This window comes from Streptomyces sp. NPDC097595 (assembly GCF_044761525.1).
GTDB classification, from domain to species: Bacteria; Actinomycetota; Actinomycetes; order Streptomycetales; family Streptomycetaceae; genus Streptomyces; species Streptomyces drozdowiczii_A.
Map to the genome: position 1 here is coordinate 286,280 of NZ_JBIWCN010000003.1, position 20,836 is coordinate 307,115.

The following is a 20,836-nucleotide window of genomic DNA, read 5'->3' on the forward strand; positions in this document are numbered from 1 at the left end:
ACACCTCAGGGTGGCCGGATCACGGGGCGCGGGGCGGGGCGTGGGGGTTTCATCCGTTCCGGTGGGTGAGTGGACGAAACGTACACTTCAGTCCGGCCCCGCGGCCGCCTAGCGTCGCTTCGGCAGACGCGCCGGAAGACCCCGGCACCCGCACCCGATGGAAAGGGCACCACCCACCATGAGCAGCAACGAGACGCCGCGCGGCCCCGTCGACTCCTCGCGCGTCCCCCGGTACGCCGGGCCCGCGACGTTCGCCCGGCTGCCCCGCCTGGACGAGGTCGGCACGGCGGACGTGGCCGTCGTCGGGGTGCCGTTCGACTCGGGTGTCTCCTACCGGCCCGGCGCCCGCTTCGGCGGAAACGCGATCCGTGAGGCGTCCCGGCTGCTGCGTCCGTACAACCCGGCGCAGGACGCCTCTCCCTTCGCCCTGGCGCAGGTCGCCGACGCGGGGGACATCGCGGCCAACCCGTTCAACATCGAGGAGGCCGTGGAGACCGTCGAGGCGGCGGCCGACGAGCTGCTGTCCACGGGCGCCCGGCTGATGACGCTCGGCGGCGACCACACCATCGCGCTGCCGCTGCTGCGGTCCGTCGCCAAGAAGCACGGCCCGGTCGCCCTGCTCCACTTCGACGCCCACCTCGACACCTGGGACACCTACTTCGGCGCCGCCTACACGCACGGCACCCCGTTCCGCCGGGCCGTCGAGGAGGGCGTCCTCGACACCTCGGCGCTCTCTCACGTCGGCACCCGCGGCCCGCTCTACGGCAAGCAGGACCTGACCGACGACGCCAAGATGGGCTTCGGGATCGTCACCTCCGCCGACGTGATGCGGCGCGGCGTGGACGAGATCGCGGACCAGCTGCGCCAGCGCATCGGCGACCGGCCGCTGTACATCTCCATCGACATCGACGTGCTCGACCCGGCGCACGCCCCCGGCACCGGGACCCCGGAGGCCGGCGGCCTCACCTCCCGCGAGCTCCTGGAGATCGTGCGCGGCCTGTCCTCCTGCCACCTGGTCTCCGCCGACCTGGTCGAGGTCGCCCCCGCGTACGATCACGCGGAGATCACCTCCGTCGCCGCCTCGCACACCGCGTACGAGCTGACGACGATCATGACCCGCCAGATCGCGGAGGCCCGCCAGCAGTGAGTCACGACCACCACGACGAGCGGCCCGAGCTCACCCCGGCGCAGATCGAGGCAGCGCTGAACCCGCCACCGGGGCGGACCGGCGGCGACCTCGTCGTCGAGACGCTGCGCGGGCTCGGCGCGACCACGGTCTTCGGGCTGCCCGGACAGCACGCGCTGGCGCTGTTCGACGCGCTGCGCCGCTCGTCGCTGGAGTACGTGGGGCTGCGCGTCGAGAACAACGCGGGCTTCGCGGCCGACGCCTACGGGCGGATCACCGGCGAGGTCGCCCCGCTGTTCCTGTCGACCGGGCCCGGCGCGCTGACCTCGCTCGCCGCGCTCCAGGAGGCGGCGGCCGCCTCCGCGCCGGTCCTCGCGATCTCCAGCCAGATCCCGGTCCGGGGTCTGGGCGGCGGGCGCCGGGGCCACCTCCACGAGCTGCGCGACCAGCAGGCGTCGTTCCGGGACGTGGTGAAGTCCGTCCACACCGTGCGCGCCGCCTCGCAGATCCCGTCCGCGATCGCCGCCGCCTGGGAGTCCGCGCTGACGGCCCCGCACGGCCCCGTCTGGGTCGAGATCCCGCAGGACGTGCTGGACGCGGCGACCGGGCTGCCCGTCGTCCTGGCCCCCGACGCCACCCCGCGCGAGCTGCACGCCCGCCCGGAACTGATCGCGGTCGCCGCGCACCTGCTGTCGCGTGCCGAGCGCCCGGCGATCGTCGCGGGCGGCGGGGTCGTACGGTCGGACGCCTCCGGGAAGCTGCGGGCGCTGGCCGAGAAGCTGAAGGCCCCGGTGGTCACCACGTACGGCGGGAAGGGCGCCTTCCCCTGGGTCCACCCGCTCTCGCTCCAGTCCTGGGTGGAGGACCGGCACGTCACCGACTTCCTGGAGGACGCGGACGTCCTGCTCGTCGTCGGCTCCGGACTCGGCGAACTCTCCTCGAACTACTACACGTTCGCCCCGCGCGGCCGGGTGATCCAGATCGAGGCGGACGCCGGGAAGCTGGAGGCCAACCTCCCCGCGCTCGGCATCCACGCGGACGCCCGCGACGCGCTCGCCGACCTCATCGACGCGGTCGCCCCGCGCGAGGACCCGGCAGCGGCGGACCGCGTCGCCGGGGTGCTCGGCCGGGTTCGGGACCGGATCGCCGGCCAGGGCCGCGACCTGGAACAGGACCTGCTGAGCGCGATCCGGACCGCCCTGCCCGACGCCTCGCCCAGCTTCTGGGACATGACGATCCTCGGCTACTGGGCCTGGGCCGCGTTCGACGCCCGCCGCCCGAACACCATGCACTCCGCCCAGGGCGCCGGCGGCCTCGGCTACGCGTTCCCGGCGGCGCTCGGCGCGGCGGTCGCCGACCCCACCCGGCCGGTCCTCGCGGTCTCCGGCGACGGCGGCGCGATGTACTCCGTCGCGGAACTGGCCACCGCCCGGCAGTACGACCTGCCGGTGACCTGGCTGATCGTGGACGACGGCGGCTACGGCATCCTGCGCGAGTACCTCACCGGTGCCTTCGGCGAGACCACCGGTACGGAGCTGGCCCGCCCGGACTTCACGGCGCTCGCCGCGTCCTTCGGCGTCCCGGCGGTCCGCACGAGCCCCGAGACGCTCGCCGCGGACCTGGCGGAGGCGTTCGGACGGCCGGGGCCCTCGGTCGTCGTACTCCCGGCCCTGCTGAAGATGTTCGAGCCCACGCACCTGTAAGCACCAGACACCCGACACAAGCCCACACACCTGCAATTCGACGTACCTGTAACAGACCCCCGCCGGGCTCTGTGGCGCGTACAACCTTCCGGCCGTCCGCGAGTCATCTCTTGCGGGCGTGCCGGGGGGGCCGCCCGCAGGAATCGTTCAGGGGGAAAGCACCATGACCACGTCCCGTACCACCGGGCGCCGCCGCGCCGCGCTCTGTGCCGCCGTCGCCGCCGGGGTCCTCGCGCCCGTCGCCCTCGCCGCCGCGCCCGCGTCCGCCGCGACCGCGCAGGTGAGCTGCACCTCCGGCCGGGCCGGGCTCGCCGCCCAGCTGACCAAGGACATCACCGCCGCGCTCAAGGGCCGCAAGTCCACCGTCGCGCTCGCGCTCTACGACCGGTCCACCAACACCACGTGCACGCTGCGCGCGACCACCAAGTACGACTCCGCGAGCGTCGTGAAGGCGACCGTGCTGGCCACGCTCCTGTGGGACAACTCCCAGCACAACCGCTATCTCACCCAGCGCGAGATCGACCTCAGCACCAAGATGATCACCAAGTCCGACAACGACGCGACCACCGCCCTGTGGAAGCAGCTCGGCACCACCAAGGTCAACGCCTTCCTCAAGGCGGCCGGGATGACCCACACCGTGCCCGGCTCCGGCGGCTACTGGGGCCTGACCCAGATAACCGCCCAGGACGAGCAGCGGCTGCTCACCCTGCTCACCTCGAAGAACTCCGTGCTTACGGACAGCGCCCGCTCCTACGAGCTGGGGCTGATGAAGAAGGTCGTCTCCTCGCAGCGCTGGGGCACCCCGGCCGGCGCCGTCACCGGGACCACCGTCCAGCTCAAGAACGGCTGGCTCCAGCGCTCCACCCACGGCTGGCGGGTCCACAGCATCGGCGCCTTCACGGGCAACGGCCACGACTACGGCCTGACCGTGCTCACCCAGGACAACAAGACGATGAACGACGGCATCAACACCATCCAGGCCGTCGCCCGAGTCGTCCACAAGGACCTCAACCCGCGCATCATGCGTGCCGCCCACTTCTAGGAACGGCCGGGGCACGACCTAGGTCTCAGGTCCCGTATTTGTTGCGGAGGGATGAAATCCGCGACACCCCGCGTTGGTGCCTTCCGTCGGATCAGGTCGAACGGGAGGCACCGGGTGGCGGACGCACGGGAGACGGAACGCGGGCAGCAAGGCGGCTGGGCGCGCAGACTGAGCGGTTACGCCTGGCGCTACCGGCGCAACGTGCTGCTGGCGCTCGGCTCCTCGCTGGCCGGCATGGCCGTCATGGCCCTCGTCCCGCTGATCACCAAGGTGATCATCGACGACGTGGTCGTCGGCCACACCCGCTCCCTCGCCGTCTGGACCGGCCTGCTGATCGTGGCGGCCGCCCTCGTCTACGCCTCCACCTACATCCGCCGCTACTACGGCGGCCGGCTCGCGCTCGACGTCCAGCACGACCTGCGGACCGGCATGTACGGGACGATCACCCGGCTCGACGGCAAGCGCCAGGACGAGCTGTCCACCGGGCAGGTCGTCGGCCGCGCCACCAGCGACCTCCAGCTCATCCAGAGCCTGCTCTTCATGCTCCCGATGACCATCGGCAACGTGCTGCTGTTCCTGATCTCCCTGGTGATCATGGCCTGGCTGTCGCCGCTGCTGACCCTCGTCGCCGTCGCCGTCGCCCCCGCCCTCTGGTACATCGCCCGCCGCTCCCGCGCCCGCCTCTTCCCCGCCACCTGGTACGCCCAGTCGCAGGCGGCCGCCGTCGCCGGCGTCGTGGACGGGGCCGTCTCCGGCGTCCGCGTCGTCAAGGGCTTCGGGCAGGAGGAGCAGGAGACCGGCAAGCTGCGCGAGGTCGGCCGCAGGCTGTTCGCGGGCCGGCTGCGCACCATCCGGCTGAACTCCCGCTACACCCCCGCCCTCCAGGCCGTGCCCGCCCTCGGCCAGGTCGCGATGCTGGCCCTCGGCGGCTGGCTGGCCACCCGGGGCGAGATCACCCTCGGCACGTTCGTCGCGTTCTCCACGTACCTCGCGCAGCTCGTCGGCCCGGTCCGGATGCTCGCCATGGTCCTCACCGTCGGCCAGCAGGCCCGCGCCGGTGTGGAGCGCGTCCTGGAGCTCATCGACACCGAGCCCACCATGAAGGACGGCACCAAGGAGCTCCCCGCCGACGCCCCGGCCGGCGTGGAGTTCGAGGACGTCCGGTTCGGCTACGACGACAAGCGCCGCCCGGTCCTCGACGGCTTCTCGCTGACCATCGAACCCGGCGAGACCGTCGCCGTCGTCGGCGCCTCCGGCAGCGGCAAGTCCACCGTCTCGCTGCTGCTGCCGCGCTTCTACGACGTGACGCACGGCGCGGTCCTCCTCGGCGGCCACGACGTGCGGGAGCTCACTCTCGACTCGCTGCGCGCCGCGATCGGCCTCGTCCCCGAGGACAGCTTCCTGTTCTCCGACACGGTCCGCGCCAACATCGCGTACGGCCTGCCCGGCGCCACCGACGAGCAGATCGAACAGGCCGCCCGCTCCGCCCAGGCCCACCGCTTCATCGCCGAGCTGCCCCACGGCTACGACACCAAGGTCGGCGAGCACGGGCTCACCCTCTCCGGCGGCCAGCGCCAGCGCATCGCCCTCGCCCGCGCCATCCTCACCGACCCCCGCCTGCTGCTCCTGGACGACGCCACCTCCGCCGTGGACGCCCGCGTCGAGCACGAGATCCACGAGGCCCTGCGCCAGGTGATGGCCGGCCGTACGACGCTGCTCATCGCCCACCGCCGCTCCACCCTGAACCTCGCGGACCGCATCGCCGTCCTCGACGACGGCCGCCTCGCCGACCTCGGCACCCACGAGGAGCTGGAGCGCCGCTGCGCCCTCTACCGGCGCCTGCTCACCGACCCCGACGAGCTGGGCAGCCCCTCACCCGGCCACCGCCCGGCCGCCGCCCCGAAGGACATTGAGGACCCGGCCCGGGACCGCGCGCTCCAGGACGAGATCGACGCCGCGTTCGACGCCGAGCGCGGCATCACGCCCGCGCTGTGGGTGCGCGGCGAGGAGGACCGGTCCACCGACACGGCGGGCACGCCCGCCACACCCGAACTGCTCGCCCAGGTGGAGGCCCTGCCCCCGGCGAACGACATCCCGGACGTGGACGAGGACCGCGCGGTGCGCCCCGAGGACTCCTACGGGCTGCGCAGACTGCTGCGCGGCTTCGGGCTGCCGCTGCTCGTCAGCCTCGGCCTGGTCGCCGCGGACGCCGGGGCCGGGCTGCTGCTCCCGGTGCTGATCCGGAACGGCATCGACGACGGGGTCACCCAGCTCGCGCTGGGCGCGGTCTGGACGGCGTCCGCCTTCGCCCTCGTCGTCGTCCTCGTGCAGTGGGCGGCGCAGATCGGGGAGACCCGGATGACCGGCCGCACCGGCGAGCGGGTGCTGTACGCGCTGCGGCTGAAGATCTTCGCCCAGCTCCAGAGGCTGGGGCTCGACTACTACGAGCGCGAGCTGACCGGGCGCATCATGACCCGGATGACGACGGACGTGGACGCGCTGTCCACGTTCCTCCAGACCGGCCTGGTCACCGCCTTCGTCTCCGTCGTCACCTTCCTCGGCATCATGGTCGCGCTGCTGGTCCTCGATGTGGAACTGGCCCTCGTCGTCTTCGCGACCCTGCCGGTGCTCGTCGTCGGGACGGTCTTCTTCCGCCGCAAGAGCGTCAAGGCGTACGAGCTGGCCCGTGAGCGGATCAGCGTCGTCAACGCGGACCTCCAGGAGTCCGTCGCCGGCCTCCGCATCGTGCAGGCGTTCCGGCGCGAACGGGACGGGGCCGACGCGTTCGCCGCGCGCAGCGACGAGTACCGCGAGGCGCGGGTGCGGGGGCAGTGGCTGATCTCCGTCTACTTCCCGTTCGTCCAGCTGCTGTCGTCGGTGGCCGCCGCGGCGGTGCTGATCGTCGGCGCCCACCGGGTGGACGACGCCACGCTCACCGCGGGCGCGCTGGTCGCCTACCTGCTCTACATCGACCTGTTCTTCGCGCCCGTCCAGCAGCTCTCCCAGGTCTTCGACGGCTACCAGCAGGCCGCCGTCTCCCTCGGCCGCATCCAGGAACTCCTGCGCGAGCCCGCCTCCACCACCGACCGCGAGGATCCCCGGCACGTCCGCGAACTGCGCGGCGAGATCGCCTTCGAGGACGTGTCCTTCGCCTACGGGGACGAGGAGGCGGCCCTCCGGGGCGTCGACCTGCGCATCCCGGCCGGGCAGACCGTCGCGTTCGTCGGGGAGACCGGGGCCGGGAAGTCGACCCTGGTCAAGCTGGTCGCCCGGTACTACGACCCGACGGACGGCAGGATCACGGTGGACGGCGCCGATCTGCGCGGCCTCGGGCTCACCGCGTACCGGCGCCGGCTCGGAGTCGTACCGCAGGAGGCGTACCTCTTCCCCGGGACCGTGCGCGACGCCATCGCCTACGGGCGGCCGGACGCCACCGACGCGGAGGTGGAGGCGGCGGCCCGGGCGGTCGGGGCGCACGACATGATCGCCACGCTGGACGGCGGCTACCTCCACGAGGTGGCCGAGCGGGGCCGCAACCTCTCGGCCGGACAGCGCCAGCTGATCGCGCTCGCCCGCGCCGAGCTGGTCGACCCGGACATCCTGCTCCTGGACGAGGCGACCGCCTCGCTCGACCTGGCCAGCGAGGCGCAGGTGAACCAGGCGACCGACCGGCTCGCGGGCCGCCGCACCACGCTCGTCGTCGCCCACCGCCTGACCACGGCCGCCCGCGCCGACAGGGTCGTGGTGATGGACCACGGCCGGGTCGTGGAGGACGGCACCCACGACGAACTCCTGGCCCGCGACGGGCATTACGCGGTGCTGTGGCGCACGTTCATAGGAGAGGACGAGCCGGCCGGGGTGTGACGACAGGCCCTACGCGTCGTCGCGGATCGCCGAGATCTTCCCGGTCGCGAGGTCCGAGCGCACCGTCAGGTAGGTGTACGCGGGGTCCTCGGGCGATCCCCAGGTGAGGCGGACCGTGGACCAGGTGTGGCCGGCGCCGCTGTGGCCGGCGGTGACCAGGTGGTCCACCGGGACGTCCTGGGCGAGGAGCACGCCGTCCGCGTGGTTCGCCGCCTCCCACTCGGCGAGGCGGTCGCGCAGGCCCGGGGTGAGGTAGAAGCCGCGCAGCGCGGTGGCGAGGTCCCCGCCGTCCTCGGCGGCCACCGCGTCGAGGTACGCGCTGTAGAAGTCGTCCACCAGCCGGGACTCCTGGGTCGCGGTCTCGTCGGTGACCGTCGCCCCGGCGGCCGCCTCGCGCGGGGCTGCGGTGGACGCGGCGGCGGGCACGGCGACGGCGGCGGCGAGGAGCGCGGAGGCGAGCAGCGTACGACCGGCGGTGCGCCGGGCGGAGCGGGTTCGAGTCATGACGGTTCCTGCCTTTCGTGGTGGTCTGTCCTGTCCGGCACCATGGTGGGCCGCTCCGCCCTCCGCAGGTGCCGGGCCCGCCGGATGCAACCTCCGGATGGCCTCCCGCGTCGTACGCAGGTACAGGCATATGCGCCCAGGTGTCGGGTAGAGGCGCGGATGTTCGATGAAGCGATGGGGCTGCTGTGACCAGAGGGACCGAAGGACACGCCTGGGGCGCGCGGCGCGGGCTCCACCGCCATGCGGTGGTCCTCGCCCTGGCCACCGCCCTCGCACTGGTGGTCGGCGGGGCGGTCGCGGGGAGCGCGGACGCCGCCTCGGCCTGCGCGGGCCGCCCGAAGAAGACGGTGAAGTTCGCGACGGGCGAGCTCCGCGTCTACAAGTCCCGCGCCTACGCCTGCGTCACCGCCGTCGCCGCCAGGCCCGGGAAGCGCCGCCCCATGTCCGTCACCATCCAGCCGCGCGGCGGCCTCCCCGTCACGGACAGCGGCCGCTTCACCCAGCTGGCCGGCCCGGTGACCGTCCACGCCCTGAACCGGTGCGTACGGGTCTCCGGCACCATCGACGGCAAGGGCGCCCGCACGAGCTGGATCCTGTGCTGACCGGGTGACACCTCCCGGACCCGGGCAAGGGGGTCTGGTGGTACGTGTGTTGCCCCGCTAGGTTCACCGCGTCAGCTGTGGACCAAGAGGCGTCTCACGGGACTCCGGAGACGGCTCAGGGGAGGACACGCATGCGCAAGGCGCTCAGAGGAATCCTGTCGCTCGCGGTGCTCATCGGCACGGTGAGTGCGACGGGTGCCTCGGCCGGGGCGGCCACCGCCGCCGTACCGGCCCCGCTCGGTACCGCCGTGAGCGACAGCGGCACGAGCACGGACATCAAGGACCGCATCCTGGCCATCCCGGGCATGAGTCTCATCGAGGAGAAGCCCTACGCGGGCTACCGCTACTTCGTCCTGAACTACACCCAGCCGGTCGACCACCGCCACCCGTCCAAGGGAACGTTCCAGCAGCGGATCACCCTGCTGCACAAGGACACCTCGCGCCCCACGGTGTTCTTCACCGGCGGCTACAACGTCTCCACCAACCCCAGCCGCTCCGAGCCCACCCGGATCATCGACGGCAACCAGGTCTCGCTGGAGTACCGCTACTTCACCCCGTCGCGGCCCTCGCCCGCCGACTGGTCCAAGCTCGACATCTGGCAGGCGGCCAGCGACCAGCACCGGGTCTTCACCGCGCTCAAGCGGATCTACTCCGAGAACTGGCTGACCACCGGCGGCTCCAAGGGCGGCATGACGGCCACGTACTACGAGCGCTACTACCCGAAGGACATGGACGGCGTCGTCGCCTATGTCGCCCCCAACGACGTGGTGAACAACGAGGACTCGGCGTACGACCGGTTCTTCGCGAAGGTCGGCACCAAGGAGTGCCGCGACAAGCTCGGGGGCGTACAGCGCGAGGCCCTGATCCGCCGGGCGCCGCTGGAGGCGAAGTACGCGCGGTACGCGGCCGACAACGGCTACACCTTCGACACGGTCGGCTCGCTGGACAAGGCGTACGAGGCCGTCGTCATGGACTATGTGTGGGCGTTCTGGCAGTACAGCCTGCTCGCCGACTGCGACAGCCTCCCGGCCGACGCGAAGAAGGCCACCGACCAGGAGATCTGGGACTCGGTCGACGCGATCTCCGGCTTCTCCGCCTACGCCGACCAGGGCCTGGCCAACTACACGCCGTACTACTACCAGGCGGGCACCCAGCTCGGTTCGCCCGACATCAGGCAGCCCTGGCTCGGCGGGCTGAGCCGCTACGGCTACCAGCCGCCGCGCAATTTCGTGCCGCGCTCCATCCCGATGCGGTTCCAGCCCGGGGTGATGCGGGACGTCGACAGCTGGGTGAAGCACCACGCCACGCACATGCTGTACGTCTACGGCGAGAACGACCCGTGGGGCGCGGAGCGCTTCCGGCTCGGGGCGGGCGCCCGTGACAGCTATGTGTTCACCCAGCCCGGCGGGAACCACGGCTCCAACGTCGCGGGCCTCGCGCCCTCCGAGAACGCGACGGCCACGGCCGCGATCCTGCGCTGGGCGGGCGTCGCCCCGGCCGCCGTCCAGCAGGACGAGTCCAAGGCGAAGCCGCTCGCGAAGTTCGACGCGCGGCTCGACAACAGGGACCGCCCGACCGACCACCGCCTCGGCGTCCGGCACCCGTGAGGTGAGCCTGCCCCGGTGGCCACGGCCACCGGGGCAGGCTGTGCTCAGTACTTCAGCCCGTACCCCACCGGGTACAGCACCTTCGACGGGTCGTCCGCGCGCTGCACCGGGACCGGGAGCCGGCCCTCCGGCCGGGCCCGGCCCGCGATCACCCGGGCCGCCGCGCGCAGTTCGACGTCGGTCCACGAGTACGCGGCCAGGTGCGCCTTGTGCCCCGTCCCCGCCAACTGCGCGACGTCGTACGGATTGCGGATGGCGACCGTGATCACCGGGACGCCCGTCGCGGCCAGCGCGCCGACCAGCGTCCGCTGCGAGCTGGTCGCCGAGACGTTGTACGTCCCCACGACCACCGCGTCCTTGCCCCGCGCCGCCGCCACCGCCGCGTCGATGGACGCCTGGGTGGGCGCGGTCCCGGTGGACAGCGCGGTCGCGGCGAAGCCCAGCTCGTTGAACGCCTCCGCCAGCGTCGTCGTCGGCGGGCCCGTGGTGCCCGAGGGCGAGGCCGGGTCGGCGCCCACCACCAGAACGTTCCGGTGCGAGCGGCGGGACAGCGGCAGCAGCCGGCCCTCGTTGGCCAGCAGGGTCGTCGTGTGCTCGGCGATCCGGTCGGCGGCGGCCAAGTGCTCCCGGGTACCGACCGTGCGGTTCACCTCGCGCCCGGTGACGAAGGGCCGCTCGAAGAGCCCCAGCTTCGTCTTCAGGCGCAGGATGCGCAGGATCGATTCGTCGAGCCGGGCCTCACTGACCTCGCCGCTCTTGACGGCCGCCAGCAGCGCGTTCCACGAGACGTCCAGGCTCGGCGGGTTCAGCAGCTGGTCCACGCCGGCCTGGAGCGCGAGCACCGGAACCCGGTCGTCCCCGTACTTCGTGCGCACGCCCTCCATGCCGAGCGAGTCGGTGACCACGACCCCGTCGTAGCCCAGTTCCTCGCGCAGGATGCCGGTGAGGATCGGCTTCGACAGGGTCGCCGGGTCCTCCGCCGGGTCGAGCGCGGGCACCACGATGTGCGCGGTCATGATCGAGTCGATGCCCGCCGCGATGGCCGCCCGGAACGGGGGCGCGTCCAGCTCCGCCCACTGCTCCCGGGTGTGGCCGATGACCGGCAGGCCCGTGTGGCTGTCGGTGCTGGTGTCGCCGTGGCCCGGGAAGTGCTTGGCCGTGGAGGCGATCCCGGCGCTCTGATACCCCTTCACCTGGGCGGCGACCAGGTCCGCCACGGCCTGCGGGTCCGAGCCGAAGGAGCGGACGCCGATGACCGGGTTGGCCGGGTTCACGTTGACGTCGGCGTCCGGCGCGTAGTTCTGGTTGATGCCGATCGCCGCCAGCTCGGCGCCCGCGATCTGCCCGGCCCTGCGCGTGTCGGAGTGCGAACCGCCCGCGCCCAGCGCCATCGCGCCCGGCATCAGTGTGGCGGGCTCGCCGACGCGGCAGACGATGCCGTGCTCCTGGTCGGTGGAGATCAGCAGCGGCAGGCGGGACGGGCCCGCGAGGCCCGCGCGCTGGATGCCGTTGGAGAGGTCGGCGATCTGGTGCGGGTCGCGGGTGTTGTGGGCCCAGGCGAAGTAGATGATCCCGCCGACGTGGTACTTGGCGATCATCTCGGCGGCCGTACGCACCCCGATCTCGGCGAGATTGGAGTCGATGTCGGCCTGGTCGGGGTCGGTGGCGGAGTGCCCGTAGACCCGCATGACGAAGAGCTGGCCGACCTTCTCCTCCAGGCTCATCCGGGAGATGAGCCGCTTCAGCCGCTTGGTCGTGGCGGCGGAGTCGTGGCTGCTGTGCGCGGAGCCCGGGGAGGCGAGGGCGCCCGGGGCGGTCGCCATCCCCGCTGCCGCCGCGACGGCGGTGGCGGCGGTGGCGGTGAGGAGGGTGCGTCTGGAGGTGCGGTGGTGCACGTGAGCTCCTTCGGCCGTTCTCGGTGACGAGGGGGTGAAAGAAACTTCCAAGGAGCACGGATATCCAGAAAATAACTTCCGGTCAAGGGTGCGGGCCGTTTTCAGCGCGTCCCTTCCGGCCGTCCCGCACCACCGCCCCCGCCTGAGACCGCTTACTGCTTGGGTGCGCCCAGCCGCAGCAGGTGCTCGCGCCCCGCGCCCAGCAGCCCCGGCAGCTCCGCCGCCTCCGGGTACCAGCGCTTCTCGTACTCCCAGCAGACCCAGCCGTCCGGGTCCAGCGTGTCCAGGCACGCCCGCAGCGGCAGCACCCCCGCGCCCAGCGCCAACGGGGTCGTGTCCTCGGCCGACGCGATGTCCTTCACCTGTACGTAGCCGAGGTGCGGGGCCAGCACCGCGTGACTGGCCACCGGCTCCTCGCCCGCCCGCCAGGTGTGCATGACGTCCCACAGGGCGCCGATGCTCTTGTGCCCCACCGTGCCGACCACCCGGGCCACCTCGGCCCCCGCCCCGTGCGAGTCGTGGGTCTCCAGCAGGAGGCGTACGTCCAGGTCGGCGGCGTACGGAGCGGCCGCCCCGAGCCTGCGCGCGGCGGCCGCGTCGGCCTCCTCCCGGTCCCCGTCACCGGCGCCGGGGAACACCCGGACGTACGACGCGCCCAGGTCCCGGGCCAGCTCGGTGAGCGCGGCCAGCTCGTCCAGGACCGGCTGGTCGTACCCCTCGGCGGCGACCTTCGCGTACCCCGCCACACCCAGGATCTCGACCCCGCCGCGCTCGAACTCCGCGCGCACGGCGGCCCGTTCGGACTGCCCGAGGCCCAAGTGCACCGGCTCCTCGGGGTGGGCGCGCAGCTCGACCCCCTGGTAGCCGTTCTCGGCGGCCAGCCGGACGACCTCGGGCATGGGCAGCCCCGGCACCCCGAGGGTGGAGAAAGCGAGCTTCACTGCGTGATCCTTCCGTCGTTCCGTGCCGCCCGCACCCTACGAGCGGCGGGCGCCCTGACGCGTACCCCGCCCCGTGGCGCTCACCCCCGGGGCGCCGCCGTCGAGCCGCGCACCATCAGCTCGGCCGGGATCAGCGCGATGCCGCCCGGCGGCGGGTCCTCCTTGCCCAGGGCCAGCCGGCCCGCCCGCGCCCCCGCCTCGAAGAGCGGCAGCCGTACGGTCGTCAGGGCCGGGACCACGTCCACCGAGAACGGCAGGTCGTCGAAGCCGGCCACCGAGATGTCCTCCGGGATGCGCAGCCCCCGGTCGCGGATCGCCGCCGCCGCGCCGAGCGCCACCGTGTCGTTCGCGGCGACGACGGCCGTGATCTCCGGTTCGCGGCGCAGGAGTTCGACCGTGGCGTCGTAGCCGGAGCCCCGGTCGTACGAGCCGTGCACGGTCAGCCGGTCCTCGTCCCCGGCCGCCCCCGCCGCGCGCATCGCCTCGCGGTGACCGGCCAGCCGGTGGCGGGTGGTGGTCCGTTCCAGCGGGCCCGCGACATAGCCGATCCGGCGGTGGCCCAGGGAGAGCAGATGGGCGGTGAGGCGCCGGGCGCCGCCCTGGTTGTCGAAGGCCAGCGCCGCCACCACGGACGCCCCGTCGGGCAGCGGGGGCCGGCCGCAGAGCACGACCCGGGTCCCCGCCTCCGCGAGCTTGGCGAGCTTCGCGGCCATCGCCACCTGGTGCTCCGGATCCTCCACCGCGCCCCCGGTGAGGACGACGGCGGCGGCGCGCTGGCGCTGGAGCAGGGTGAGGTAGGTCAGCTCGCGGGCGGGGGAGCCGCCGGTGTTGCAGACGACCGCCAGTTTCTCGCCGCCCGCCCGGCCGGACCCGTCGCCGGGCCCCCCGATCTCGGTCTGCGCGGCGCCCGCCATGATCCCGAAGAACGGGTCCGCGATGTCGTTGACGAGGATGCCGACCAGGTCGGAGGTGGCCGCCGCCAGGGCGCTGGCCTGCCCGTTCAGCACATAGTCCAGGTCGTCCACCGCGCGCAGCACCCGTTCCCGGGTGGACGCCGCCACCGGGTAATTGCCGTTCAGCACACGGGAGACGGTGGCCGGGGACACCCGGGCGCGGGCCGCCACGTCCGCCAGGGTGACTGTCATCGCTTTCCTCCGTGGCCGGTGACCGATTGACGGGCCCCCTCTTGTCCGGGCCGCTGTCGGCAGGCTAGCGTCATCCCGCATAGAAAGCGCTTGCTACGGCTGTACGGAGGGAACTTTCGTGACACGCAGGACAGTGCGCATCGCCATGAACGGCGTGACGGGACGCATGGGATACCGGCAGCACCTGGTGCGCTCGATCCTCGCGATCCGCGAGCAGGGCGGCCTCGACCTCGGTGACGGCGACGTGCTGTGGCCGGAACCGGTCCTCGTCGGCCGCCGCGCCCACGCCCTGGAGGAGCTGGCCGCCCGCCACGGCCTGACCGAATGGTCGACCGACCTGGACGCGGTCCTCGCGGACGACACCATCGACATCTACTTCGACGCCCAGGTCACCCAGGCCCGTGTCGAGGCGATCAAGAAGGCCGTCGCCGCCGGCAAGCACATCTACACCGAGAAGCCCACCGCCACGGACGTCGAGGGCGCCCTCGACCTGGCCAGGCTGGCCCAGGAGGCCGGCATCAAGCACGGCGTCGTCCAGGACAAGATCTTCCTGCCGGGCCTGCTGAAGCTGAAGCGCCTCATCGACGGCGGCTTCTTCGGCGAGATCCTGTCCGTGCGCGGCGAGTTCGGCTACTGGGTCTTCGAGGGCGACTGGCAGGAGGCGCAGCGCCCCTCCTGGAACTACCGCGCGGAGGACGGCGGCGGCATCGTCGTGGACATGTTCCCGCACTGGGAGTACGTGCTCCACGAGCTGTTCGGCCGGGTCACCACGGTCCAGGCGCACGTCCAGACCCACATCCCGGAGCGCCGGGACGAGCGCGGCGAGCCGTACGCGGCGACCGCCGACGACGCCGCCTACGGCATCTTCCAGCTGGAGGGCGGCGCGGTCGCCCAGATCAACTCCTCCTGGGCGGTCCGGGTCAACCGCGACGAGCTGGTCGAGTTCCAGGTGGACGGCACCCACGGCTCCGCCGTCGCGGGCCTGCGCAACTGCCGCGTCCAGCACCGCTCGGCCACCCCGAAGCCGGTCTGGAATCCGGACCTGCCGGTCACCGAGTCCTTCCGCGACCAGTGGCAGGAGGTCCCGGACAACGCGGTCTTCGACAACGGCTTCAAGGCCCAGTGGGAGCTGTTCCTCCGCCACATCGTGCTCGATGAGCCGTACGCCTGGGACCTGATGGCGGGCGCCCGGGGCGTGCAACTCGCGGAGCTGGGCCTGAAGTCCCACGCGGAGGGCCGCCGCCTGGACGTCCCGGAGCTCTCGCTGTGACCGGCCGCCTTCCTCTCGGCCCCTTGGAGCCGACGCCGTGACCCGCCGCCTCCCTCCCGTACCCCCGGAGTCGTCACCGTGACCATCCATCTCCCGCAGGGCCCGTACGAACCCCGGGCCACCCCGCTCGACCTCGCCCCCACGGGGGCGCCGCTCGCCTCCCGTACGGTCTTCTCCGCCGCGCATGTCGTGGCCGACCCGTACGCCGACGTCTCCCCGGACTCACCGGCCGCCGTCGACTGGGACGCCACGCTCGCCTTCCGCCGCCACCTCTGGTCGCACGGCCTGGGCGTGGCCGAGGCCATGGACACCGCGCAGCGCGGCATGGGCCTGGACTGGGCGGGCGCCGAGGAGCTGATCCGCCGCTCGGCCGCCGAGGCCAGGTCGGTCGGCGGCCGCATCGCCTGCGGCGTCGGCACGGACCAGCTGCCGCCCGGCCCGGCGACGCTCGCCGAGGTGCGCGCGGCGTACGAGGAACAGCTCGCCGTGGTCGAGGAGAGCGGGGCCCAGGCGATCCTGATGGCCTCCCGCGCGCTCGCCGCCGCCGCGCAGAGCCCCCAGGACTACCTGGACACGTACGCCCATCTGCTGCGCCAGGCCACCGAACCGGTCGTCCTGCACTGGCTGGGCCCGATGTTCGACCCGGCGCTGGAGGGCTACTGGGGCTCCACCGACCTGGACCTGGCCACCGACACCTTCCTCCAGGTCATCGCGGAGCACCCGGACAAGGTCGACGGCATCAAGATGTCGCTGCTCGACGCGGACCGCGAGATCGACGTGCGCCGCCGGCTGCCGAGCGGGGTCCGCTGCTACACCGGGGACGACTTCAACTACCCGGAGCTGATCGCGGGCGACGACCGGGGCTTCAGCCACGCGCTGCTCGGCATCTTCGACCCGCTGGGCCCGCTGGCCGCGCACGCGGTACGGGTCCTGGACACCGGTGACACGAAGGGCTTCCGCGAACTCCTCGACCCCACGGTCGAGTTGTCCCGGCACCTCTTCCAGGCGCCGACGCGCTTCTACAAGACGGGCGTGGTGTTCCTGGCCTGGCTGGCGGGCCACCAGGACCACTTCACGATGGTGGGCGGCCTCCAGTCGGCCCGGTCGCTCCCGCACCTGGCGAAGGCGTACCAACTCGCGGACGGGCTCGGACTGTTCCCGGACCCGGAGCTCGCGGAGTCCCGGATGCGCGCGCTCCTCACGGTCAACGGAGGCACCCGATGAGCGACGGCCGTCTCTCCGTCAACCAGGAGACCATCAAGCAGTGGTCGCTCCCCGAGCTGGCCGAGGGCTGCGCGAAGGCGGGCATCGACAAGGTGGGCCTCTGGCGGGCCCCGGTGCAGTCGTACGGGGTCGAGGCGACGGCCCGCCTCGTCGCCGACCACGGCCTGACCGTCACCAGCCTGTGCCGGGGCGGCTTCCTCACCGCCCTGGACCCGGGCGGGCGCGCCCGCGCCCTGGACGACAACCGCGCCGCCCTCGACGAGGCGGCGGGCCTCTCCACGGACACCCTGGTCCTCGTCTCGGGCGGCCTCCCGGAGGGCAGCAAGGACCTGTACGGAGCCCGCGAGCGCATCGCGGACGCCCTGGCCGAGCTGGCCCCCTACGCCGCCGAACGCGGGGTGCGCCTGGCCATCGAGCCCCTGCACCCCATGTTCGCCTCGGACCGGTGCGTGGTCTCGACGCTCTCCCAGGCCCTGGACCTCGCCGAGCGCTTCCCGGCCGAGCAGGTGGGCGTCGTCGTGGACACGTACCACCTGTGGTGGGACGACCAGGCCCCCGCCCAGATCGCCCGGGCCGGTGCGTCGGGCCGCATCCACTCCTTCCAGCTCGCGGACTGGATCACCCCGCTCCCGGCCGGCGTCCTGCTCGGCCGGGGCCAACTCGGCGACGGCAGCGTCGACTTCCGCTTCTTCCGCGAGGCGGTGGAGGCGACGGGCTTCGACGGCCCGGTCGAGGTGGAGATCTTCAACGAGGCGCTGTGGGCGCGGGACGGCGCGGAGGTCCTGGCGGAGGTGGCGTCCCGGTACGCGGAACACGCCTGCTGAACACGGCACGCTCCGGGGCCCGGCTGTGCGGTCCGGGCCCCGGAGCGTGCCGCTGTGTCCGGTGCGGGTTCAGACCGCCCGGACATGGGTGGTGAGCCGGCCCTCCTCGTAGAGGTGGAAGGCGAGCGCGGGGGGCGCCTGGGTGGTCTTCCAGGAGGCGTCCGGGCCCTGCTCCCAGGGCATGAGCGCGGACGACACGATGCCCGGTGCGCAGAGCAGCGGGCGGCCCGCGAACACCGTCGCGGCCGCCGTGTGCGCGTGGCCGCAGAGCACCGCGACCACCTGCGGATGACCTGCCAGCACCTTCGCCAGGCCGTCCGGCCCGCGCAGCCCGATGCGGTCGATGTACGGCAGCCCCAGCGGTACGGGCGGGTGGTGGAAGGCGACGAAGGCCGGGCGGTCGGGTGCGGCGGCGAGCTCCTCGTCCAGCCACTCCAGCGTCTCCGGTGCCAGCAGACCCTCCGGCCGGCCGGGCACCGACGAATCGCACATCAGCACCCGGACCCCGTCCGGTCCGACGGCCCGGGCCTCGTTGACCGGAGCCGTACCGCCTCCGTCGTCGGCCAGCACCTTCCGGTACTCGGGGCGTGAGTCGTGGTTGCCGGGGCAGAGCAGCACGGGGCAGCGCGCGTAGAGCGGGGCCAGCACTTCGCGCGCCTGCTCGTACTCCGCCTCGCTGCCGTGGTCGGCGATGTCGCCGGTGACGAGCACGGCGTCGATCGTGCCGGGCAGCCCGGTGAGATGCGAGACGGCCCGCCGGGCGCGCCCGGCGGTCTCCTCGGTGCCGTCCAGATGCAGATCGCTGAGGTGGGCCAGGACCGTCACGTCCGGGCTCCCGTCCGCGCCGAGGGGGCCGGCGCCGGTTCGTCCGCCGCCCGCCGGTCGGCCCGCCAGCGGGCCCAGGTCCCCAGGCACATGGCCAGGGATATCGCGAGGAGCCCGACGAGGGTGCTCTGCGACTGGTGGAGCCTCGGGTCGGCGAACTGGACCGCGTAAGTGATCAGCAGGTTCGTGCCGAACAGCATGGACACCGAGATGGGCTCGGTCCGTACGATCCCCTGCTGGAGCAGGTACAGCGAGATGATCACCCCGACGAGGCTGATCGCGAGGATCGCGCCCACATTGCCGAGGGAGTAGGCGCCGAAGCTGTCGCGGAGCAGCAGGATGGCCAGGGTCGCGACGATCAGCACCACGAACCGGGAGGCCATCATCTGCCGCACGGACATCCCCGCGTCGCCGAGCCGCTTCGTGTAGTACGTCACGCCCGACAGGGAGACGGAGGTCAGGACGCACATCACGACCCCGAAGACCAGGTCCCCGGTCGGAATGTCCCCGATGGCCGACCCGCCGTCGGACGCCACCACCAGCAGGTAGGCCATCGCGGCCAGCATGGCGGCGGCCGCCGCCAGTTCGAGCGGGAGCGCCCGGACACCCGGCCGGAGCCTGAAGCCGAGCAGGATCGTGATGGCCGGGCCCATCCCGATGATCATCGAGTTGGCCATGGCCGGTTCGAGGACGGTGAAGGCGTACAGCACCGCGATCCAGCAGACGGCGGTGGAGATGTTGAGCATCACCACGTCCGGGAGACAGCGCCGGACGGTGGTCCACAGGCTCCGCTTGTCCCGCAGGGTGAAGAAGTAGAAGGCCTGGGCCACGACGAAGGAGTTGAAGGCGATGAACTCCGGCGAGAGGTCCTGGACGAGGGCGGCCTCGAACACCGACTTGGTCGAGTTGATGACGCAGTAGCCCAGCACCAGCAGTGTGCCGGCGGCCTGGGCGAGCCGACGGCGGTCAGACGACATCGTAGAAGCCCTCCCCGTCGAGGTAGCGGGCTGTCATGTAGTCGTGCAGGACGACGCCTTCCACCTCGTGCAGGAGGTGGACGAGCATCGGGTACGTGAGGTCGTTCACGGTCCGGGCCAGTTCCTCACCGGGCCGGACCTTCAGCAGGACGTCGTGGAAGCTCTCCAGCGCCCGCAGCTCCTCCATCTTCGGGTAGCCGAGGAGCTTGCCGCCCTCGGGCGCGACCATGTTGACGCAGGTGGCGTGCCGGACGATCTCGTAGTCGTCGTGCCGGAGGGACTCGAACGCCTCCGGGTCGGTGTAGGCCCGCACCGTCCACTCCAACTGGCTCTCACCGATCGCCAGACCGGTCAGCACCGGGAGCATGGCCCCGCACACCCGCGCTCCGGTTTCGACCAGCCGGGGACCGTCGGGGGTCAGCTTCAGCTCGGTGTGCGCGGGGCCGTTGCGGATGCCGAGCGCGTCCAGCACGGTGAAGGCGTACTCCGTGAGCAGATCCTGCTCCGGCCCCCGGCGCTCCATCAGGGACGAGCCGCCGAGCAGGTCGCGCACCCCGTTCACCCCGAGGTGCTGCGTCTTCCACACGTCGCACACGTAGTGCCGGCCGTCCAGGCTGACCGTGTTGACGTAGTACTCGGCCCCCACCAGGTACTCCTGGGCGACCACGGCGTCGTTGCGCAGCCCGAGGGCGCTCTCGGCGCCGACGAGGGCGTCGAAGGAGGCCCGCACGGCGTCCCGTGTACCGCAGAAGGAGACCCCGTCGTTCAGCGCGCTGCGGACCGGCTTGAGGACCACGGTCCGGTCGGTGTCCCCGTACCAGTCCAGCAGCGCGTCCAGGTCGGTGGCCAGGATCTGGTCGGCGGCCGGCACTCCGGCCGCCTTCACGGTCTCCACCATGTGGAACTTGTCCCGGCGAGCGTTGCTGAGCGCGGTGCCGTTGGTCCGCAGTCCCAGCGCCTCACTGAGGACATCGGCCAGTTCGACGCCGATCTCCGCACCGGGCAGCAGGGCGACCGGTGCGTACGGGGCGAGCGCGGCGAGCGTGCGGGCCGTGTCGCCGTCGTGCACGACGGCGGCGGTGAAGTCCCCGGGCCGGAAGGACGAGGCGAAGGCGGCCGGCGGCCGCTCCAGGCTCTGGACGTGCACACAGTCGAAACCCCGGCTGCGGAAAAGGGGCGCCAAGTGGCTGGCGGTGGAGTAGGCGTCGACTATCGCGACGACCGGACGTTGGCCTTGAGAGGCGTTCACGCGAGACATTCCTTCACTGGTATGCGGGGGGAGGGGGC

Annotated in this window: 16 protein-coding genes; 9 read left to right on the forward strand and 7 right to left on the reverse strand. The window is 72.6% G+C overall.

The features are described 5' to 3' along the window. The first annotated feature begins 178 nt into the window (after positions 1-178). The 4 genes from speB (at position 179) to ACIQZN_RS06235 (ending at position 7,735) form a co-directional block, all read left to right on the forward strand. On the forward strand, positions 179-1,147 hold the full coding sequence (gene speB, locus ACIQZN_RS06220) for an agmatinase (protein ID WP_403988849.1): 969 nt from the start codon (positions 179-181) through the stop codon (positions 1,145-1,147). After that, positions 1,144-2,829, forward strand: a complete 1,686-nt coding sequence (locus tag ACIQZN_RS06225) for a thiamine pyrophosphate-binding protein (protein WP_403988851.1) — start codon at positions 1,144-1,146, stop codon at positions 2,827-2,829. Before speB ends, ACIQZN_RS06225 begins: the two co-directional genes overlap by 4 nt. A 163-nt stretch (positions 2,830-2,992) precedes the next feature. Continuing rightward, positions 2,993-3,871: a serine hydrolase gene (locus tag ACIQZN_RS06230; RefSeq protein WP_403988853.1), complete on the forward strand. Its 879-nt coding sequence runs from the start codon at positions 2,993-2,995 to the stop codon at positions 3,869-3,871. A 114-nt stretch (positions 3,872-3,985) separates the two neighbouring features. Then, positions 3,986-7,735 carry an ABC transporter ATP-binding protein gene (locus ACIQZN_RS06235; protein ID WP_403988855.1) on the forward strand — a complete coding sequence of 1,250 codons (3,750 nt, stop codon included), beginning with the start codon at positions 3,986-3,988 and terminating at the stop codon, positions 7,733-7,735. 9 nt (positions 7,736-7,744) lie between these two features. On the opposite strand, the gene ACIQZN_RS06240 is transcribed toward ACIQZN_RS06235, so the two are convergent. Next, positions 7,745-8,239 (reverse strand): hypothetical protein, encoded by a 495-nt coding sequence (locus ACIQZN_RS06240; RefSeq protein ID WP_403988857.1) that lies wholly within the window; start codon positions 8,237-8,239, stop codon positions 7,745-7,747. A gap of 185 nt (positions 8,240-8,424) precedes the next feature. On the opposite strand from ACIQZN_RS06240, the gene ACIQZN_RS06245 reads away from it, so the two are divergent. Further along, positions 8,425-8,841, forward strand: a complete 417-nt coding sequence (locus ACIQZN_RS06245; protein WP_403988859.1) for a hypothetical protein — start codon at positions 8,425-8,427, stop codon at positions 8,839-8,841. A 131-nt stretch (positions 8,842-8,972) separates the two neighbouring features. Further along, a complete protein-coding gene (locus tag ACIQZN_RS06250) occupies positions 8,973-10,448 on the forward strand; it encodes a S28 family serine protease (RefSeq protein ID WP_403988861.1) in 1,476 nt (491 codons plus the stop codon). 44 nt (positions 10,449-10,492) lie between these two features. On the opposite strand, the gene ACIQZN_RS06255 is transcribed toward ACIQZN_RS06250, so the two are convergent. From ACIQZN_RS06255 to ACIQZN_RS06265, 3 genes are all read right to left on the reverse strand, one after another. Continuing rightward, a complete protein-coding gene (locus tag ACIQZN_RS06255; RefSeq protein ID WP_403988863.1) occupies positions 10,493-12,343 on the reverse strand; it encodes a glycoside hydrolase family 3 protein in 1,851 nt (616 codons plus the stop codon). Between the two features lie 152 nt (positions 12,344-12,495). Continuing rightward, positions 12,496-13,284: a sugar phosphate isomerase/epimerase family protein gene (locus ACIQZN_RS06260; RefSeq protein ID WP_403988865.1), complete on the reverse strand. Its 789-nt coding sequence runs from the start codon at positions 13,282-13,284 to the stop codon at positions 12,496-12,498. Positions 13,285-13,364: 80 nt separating this feature from the next. Beyond that, a complete protein-coding gene (locus ACIQZN_RS06265; protein ID WP_403988867.1) occupies positions 13,365-14,429 on the reverse strand; it encodes a LacI family DNA-binding transcriptional regulator in 1,065 nt (354 codons plus the stop codon). Positions 14,430-14,547: 118 nt separating this feature from the next. On the opposite strand from ACIQZN_RS06265, the gene ACIQZN_RS06270 reads away from it, so the two are divergent. The 3 genes from ACIQZN_RS06270 (at position 14,548) to ACIQZN_RS06280 (ending at position 17,747) form a co-directional block, all read left to right on the forward strand. Next, positions 14,548-15,699 (forward strand): Gfo/Idh/MocA family protein, encoded by a 1,152-nt coding sequence (locus tag ACIQZN_RS06270; RefSeq protein ID WP_403988869.1) that lies wholly within the window; start codon positions 14,548-14,550, stop codon positions 15,697-15,699. A 78-nt stretch (positions 15,700-15,777) separates the two neighbouring features. Beyond that, entirely contained in the window at positions 15,778-16,923 is a 1,146-nt protein-coding gene (locus ACIQZN_RS06275) for a dihydrodipicolinate synthase family protein (protein WP_403988871.1), read from the forward strand. Then, entirely contained in the window at positions 16,920-17,747 is an 828-nt protein-coding gene (locus tag ACIQZN_RS06280; protein WP_403988873.1) for a sugar phosphate isomerase/epimerase family protein, read from the forward strand. Before ACIQZN_RS06275 ends, ACIQZN_RS06280 begins: the two co-directional genes overlap by 4 nt. 69 nt (positions 17,748-17,816) lie before the next feature. Here the strand turns inward: ACIQZN_RS06280 and ACIQZN_RS06285 are convergent, their stop codons facing one another. Genes ACIQZN_RS06285 through ACIQZN_RS06295 form a run of 3 tightly spaced genes read right to left on the reverse strand, consistent with a single transcriptional unit; the run spans position 17,817 to position 20,798 of the window. Beyond that, positions 17,817-18,572 carry a phosphodiesterase gene (locus tag ACIQZN_RS06285; protein WP_403988875.1) on the reverse strand — a complete coding sequence of 252 codons (756 nt, stop codon included), beginning with the start codon at positions 18,570-18,572 and terminating at the stop codon, positions 17,817-17,819. Beyond that, the gene (locus tag ACIQZN_RS06290; protein ID WP_403988877.1) at positions 18,569-19,549 is read right to left on the reverse strand and encodes an EamA/RhaT family transporter; all 981 of its coding nucleotides are present in this window, start codon (positions 19,547-19,549) and stop codon (positions 18,569-18,571) included. Before ACIQZN_RS06290 ends, ACIQZN_RS06285 begins: the two co-directional genes overlap by 4 nt. After that, the gene (locus tag ACIQZN_RS06295; RefSeq protein WP_403988879.1) at positions 19,539-20,798 is read right to left on the reverse strand and encodes an ATP-grasp domain-containing protein; all 1,260 of its coding nucleotides are present in this window, start codon (positions 20,796-20,798) and stop codon (positions 19,539-19,541) included. Before ACIQZN_RS06295 ends, ACIQZN_RS06290 begins: the two co-directional genes overlap by 11 nt. Between the last annotated feature and the right edge of the window lie 38 nt (positions 20,799-20,836).

Coding starts and splice junctions, on each gene's coding strand:
- speB (WP_403988849.1), top strand. CDS start 179: ATGAGCAGCAACGAGACGCCGCGCGGCCCCGTCGACTCCTCGCGCGTC.
- ACIQZN_RS06230 (WP_403988853.1), top strand. CDS start 2,993: ATGACCACGTCCCGTACCACCGGGCGCCGCCGCGCCGCGCTCTGTGCC.
- ACIQZN_RS06240 (WP_403988857.1), bottom strand. CDS start 8,239: ATGACTCGAACCCGCTCCGCCCGGCGCACCGCCGGTCGTACGCTGCTC.
- ACIQZN_RS06250 (WP_403988861.1), top strand. CDS start 8,973: ATGCGCAAGGCGCTCAGAGGAATCCTGTCGCTCGCGGTGCTCATCGGC.
- ACIQZN_RS06265 (WP_403988867.1), bottom strand. CDS start 14,429: ATGACAGTCACCCTGGCGGACGTGGCGGCCCGCGCCCGGGTGTCCCCG.
- ACIQZN_RS06280 (WP_403988873.1), top strand. CDS start 16,920: ATGAGCGACGGCCGTCTCTCCGTCAACCAGGAGACCATCAAGCAGTGG.
- ACIQZN_RS06290 (WP_403988877.1), bottom strand. CDS start 19,549: ATGTCGTCTGACCGCCGTCGGCTCGCCCAGGCCGCCGGCACACTGCTG.